Below are 3,767 nucleotides of genomic sequence, written 5' to 3'. Positions count from 1 at the left end.
CACGGACGTGGGCCGCTGTCGGATTCGACAGCGGCCCACGGTCTTTCCCGGCCGGTTCAGTCGGCGGGGGCGAGGTCCTCGGCGAAGACCTTCCGGCAGCCGGGCGCACAGAAGTAGTGCTCGACGCCGTCGTGGGTCAGCCGGATCCGCGCCGAGGCGATCTCCACCGTCATCCCGCAGACCGGGTCGACCGCATACCCCTCGGGCGCCTCGACGGTGACCCCGGAATCCCGGAACTCCCGCGTCATCATGCGCACGATCTCACCGCTCGTCACCGGCGCACCCAGCACACCCAGTGCGTGCTCGCGCAGGCCGACGATCTGGACGACACAGTGCGGCTCCCGGGCCAGCCGCGCCGGGTCGGGTTCGGTGCCGGCGATCGTGCTGGTGAGTGCGGAGACGATGTGCGCGCCGAACTCGGGACTGTTGACCCACGCGCCCGGCGCGGTCACCCGGGCCAGATAGCGCGGCCGGTCGCCGGGACCGCCCGTGGCCCACGCGGCCGGACGGTGCACGACCACGTGCGTGAGTTCGCGCGCCTTGCCCAGCACCTGTTCGGGTGCACCGTCTTCGGTGGTGAGTGTCCGTAGTAGCCGCTCGGCCAACTCGGCATCGACGGTGGCGGGAACCGTGGGGGACAGGAACAATTCGACGGTCATCATGGCGGCCTCTTCTCGTTGCGGTGTGGTGACGGCACGGCGGTCGTGAGCGGCTCAGGGTGTCGGTTCGGGTGCGGTGACCCGGGCCAGGAGTTCGTCGACCGACCATTGGTCGTCGGCGTGGACGCCGTGGTGGGATGCCAGGACGCGGCCGTCGGGGGCGATGAGGAAGTCGGCGGGCAGGCCGAGGCTGCCGCCGTCCGGGCGCAGCGGGGGAGCGGGGCGGCCGCGCAGGGTGGCGAGGGCGGCGTGGGCGACGGCCCGCAGGATGGTGGGCCAGGCGCGCGGGTCGAGGACGGCGCGCGGCGCGGTCTCGACACCGAATTCGCGGTAGAGCGCGCGGCCGGGGTCGGCGACGACCGCGAACGGGAGATCATCGGTGTATTTGCGCAGTTCCGCGGCTGCCGAATGGAACACGACCACTTCGCGGACACCCGCAACCGCGACCTCGTCGGCACGGGTGACGAACGAGCGCAGGTGCAGGTGGCATACGGGGCAGCCCGCGAAGCGGCGGAACTGCAGGTGGATCAGGCGGGTCGGATCGGGGACGGGCACCTGATCACCGGTGACGGTGTCCAGCGTGCGCCCGGGCACGGTGCCGAGCAGGGACATGGCGACTCCTCGTAGGTGTACTTCGTACGCTTACGACCAGTATGCGCGTATCTTGTACGCTGTCAATCCGTGCCCCGTCCTCGCTCCCTGACCGGCGCCGATCTCGTGCGCGCCGCCCTCGCGGTGATCGATCGCGACGGTTTGTCGACGCTCACCATGCGCGCCGTCGCCAAGGAACTCGGCATGGCGACGATGGCGCTGTACCGCTACGTGCCCGATCGCGACGGGCTCGAACGGTTGATCGTGGACAGCCTGTTCGAGTCCGTCGACGTGCGCGTGCCTGCGGACACGCCGTGGCGGGAACGGGTGATCCTGCTGCTCGACCGGTTACGGGTGGCCGTCGCCGCGCACCCGGAGACGGTGCCGCTGCTGCTGGCGCACCGGCAGTCCTCGCCGACCAGCCTGCGCTGGATGGAGGCGATGCTCGGGGTGCTCACCGAGGCAGGCTTCGACGGCGCCGAGCGGGTGATCGCCCAGCGCACCCTGGTGGCGTTCCTGCTCGGCTTCCTGCAGAACGAGCACTACGCCTCGGTGCGCGGGCGCGGTACCGCCGTGATCGCCGAACTCCCGGAGGCGGACTATCCGCACCTCACCGCGACCGCCCGGACGGCACTGCGGATCGCGCCGGACGAGGAGTTCCGCGGCGGCGCGCAGATCGTGCTGCGCGGATTGCGGCCGGACTGACGGCCTCCGGAACGCTGTGTGTACGGCGGCGTTCTCCATGGCGTGTCGGCTCGGCCCGCCCGGCACAATCGGCCCGGAATACGGTGCCGAGCAGGAGGAATCACCGTGAGCGAGCCGATGCGGATGACCGACGAACACCGGGAGAACTTCTGGCGCCGCTGCGGGTGGTCGCCCGAGCTGCCCGAATCCGAACGGATGCGGATCGAGCAGCGCTGGGACGACGAATCCATCGATCTCGCCGAACTTTTCGGCTGGTGAGATCGACGACGGGACAGCGGTGGGCGGTCAGTCCTTCCCGCGACCGGCCTTGAAGCCGAAATCCCAGTTGTAGAGCCGCGCGATCTCGATGATGCCCGCACCCGGACGCCCCGCGGGCGGGCGGATGAAGGTGCCTTCGCGGCGAACCACCAACTCGCCGTTGATGTTCTCGATGTGCGCGAGCACGGCATCCCGGGAGTCGTCGGTGCAGCCGTCGAGGGTCATCTCGATCGGCGGGCAGTTCAACGGATACAGCGTGGCGGTGGCGTGCACGCCGCGGAAATCGTTGGCGCCCTCGTAGATCGAGGTGAACACCAGGATCCGGCGGAACTGGGCGGTGTAGTCCAGGTTGATGTCGAGGTTCTCACCGGTCGCGCTGGATCCGGTGCGGTCGTCCTGGTCCAGCCGGATGAACGGCGGGCGGTCGAGGGCGCCGAAGGAGCGATCGAGCGCGCGCACCGAGCCGATCCGGCCGTCGGCGAGTTCGAAGAAGCAGCTCAGGTCCAGATCGAGACCGCCGCCGCGGCGCCTGCCGAACAGACCGGTGCGCTGCTGGTTCTGGCTGGTCCAGTTGAGGTTGATCCGCATGGTGCCACCGGTCGCGCCCTGCTTGGTGAGCGAGACCGACGGGGATTCCTTGGTCAGCGAGATCTTGCCGAGGTTCACCGGCGCGCCACCGGTCGCGGGCTGCGCGGGCGGCTGCTGGACGGGCGGTTGTACCGGCGGCGGGGGGAAGCCACCGGTCGGCGGCTGCCCGTATTGCGGCGGGGCCGGATAACCCTGGTGCTGTGGCGGGTACGGCTGCTGGCCCTGCGGGAACTGCTGCGTGGGCGGTGGGGTGAACTGCTGCTGCGGGGTGGTGGCGGGGTGAATTGCTGCTGCGGGGGCGGCGGTGGCGTGAATTGCTGCGGGGGCGGTGGTGGCGTGAATTGCTGCGGCGGTGGTGGTGGGGTGAACTGCTGCTGCGGCGGTGGCGGTGGGGTGAATTGCTGCTGCGGTGCGGCGGCGGGGGCATCGTCGACGGAGATACCGAAATCGGTGGCCAGACCGGCCAATCCGGAGTCGTAGCCCTGGCCGACGGCGCGGAACTTCCACGCGCCCTGCCTGCGGTACAGCTCGCCGAGTACGAAGGCGGTCTCGGTGCTCGCGCCGGTGCTGTCGAAGCGGGCCACCTCGGCACCGTTCGCCGCGTCCAGCACCCGCACGTACAGTCCCTGGAACTGGCCGAAGGTGCCGCCGTCGGCCGACGCGGCGATCACGATCGTCTCGACCTGGGGTTCCACACCGGCCAGGTTCACCGACAGCACGTCGAGCACCGTCGGGCCCTGCCGCTTGCCCTCGTGGCGGACCGCGCCGGAGGGATGCGCGGGCTGGTTGTAGAACACGAAATCGTTGTCGGAACGGACCTTGCCGCCGACCAGCAACAGTGCGGACGCGTCGGCATCCGGCACACCCGGACCCGACTGCCACCCCAGCTCGATGCGGACCGCGGACATCGGCACCGCCACGTTGGCGCCCTTCATCATCGACACAGCAGTCAACGTATACGAGAGG

Annotated in this window: 6 protein-coding genes; 2 read left to right on the top strand and 4 right to left on the bottom strand. The window is 70.1% G+C overall.

The annotated features are described in order from the left end of the window. Positions 1 to 56 precede the first annotated feature (56 nt). Positions 57 to 662: a YHS domain-containing protein gene (locus CRM89_RS18940; protein ID WP_098085398.1), complete on the bottom strand. Its 606-nt coding sequence runs from the start codon at positions 660 to 662 to the stop codon at positions 57 to 59. 51 nt (positions 663 to 713) lie between these two features. Further along, a complete protein-coding gene (locus CRM89_RS18935) occupies positions 714 to 1,271 on the bottom strand; it encodes a peroxiredoxin-like family protein (protein WP_098085395.1) in 558 nt (185 codons plus the stop codon). 69 nt (positions 1,272 to 1,340) lie between these two features. Between CRM89_RS18935 and CRM89_RS18930 the strand changes: the two genes are divergently transcribed. Beyond that, positions 1,341 to 1,955 carry a TetR/AcrR family transcriptional regulator gene (locus tag CRM89_RS18930; protein WP_098085393.1) on the top strand — a complete coding sequence of 205 codons (615 nt, stop codon included), beginning with the start codon at positions 1,341 to 1,343 and terminating at the stop codon, positions 1,953 to 1,955. Positions 1,956 to 2,060: 105 nt separating this feature from the next. Continuing rightward, the gene (locus CRM89_RS31060) at positions 2,061 to 2,213 is read left to right on the top strand and encodes a hypothetical protein (RefSeq protein WP_157838454.1); all 153 of its coding nucleotides are present in this window, start codon (positions 2,061 to 2,063) and stop codon (positions 2,211 to 2,213) included. 27 nt (positions 2,214 to 2,240) lie between these two features. Here CRM89_RS31060 and CRM89_RS31405 read toward each other — a convergent pair whose 3' ends face one another. Together CRM89_RS31405 and CRM89_RS31805 are read right to left on the bottom strand one after the other, a co-directional pair. Continuing rightward, a complete protein-coding gene (locus CRM89_RS31405; RefSeq protein ID WP_216641982.1) occupies positions 2,241 to 2,879 on the bottom strand; it encodes a Tellurium resistance in 639 nt (212 codons plus the stop codon). Next, complete coding sequence (locus CRM89_RS31805) at positions 2,876 to 3,739, bottom strand: TerD family protein (RefSeq protein ID WP_253805134.1); 864 nt, start codon at positions 3,737 to 3,739, stop codon at positions 2,876 to 2,878. Before CRM89_RS31805 ends, CRM89_RS31405 begins: the two co-directional genes overlap by 4 nt. Between the last annotated feature and the right edge of the window lie 28 nt (positions 3,740 to 3,767).

The sequence above is a fragment of the Nocardia sp. FDAARGOS_372 genome, assembly GCF_002554515.1.
Lineage (GTDB): Bacteria > Actinomycetota > Actinomycetes > Mycobacteriales > Mycobacteriaceae > Nocardia > Nocardia farcinica.
Note: the sequence above shows the minus strand (reverse complement) of the source record. Positions and strands in the feature narration are given on the sequence as shown.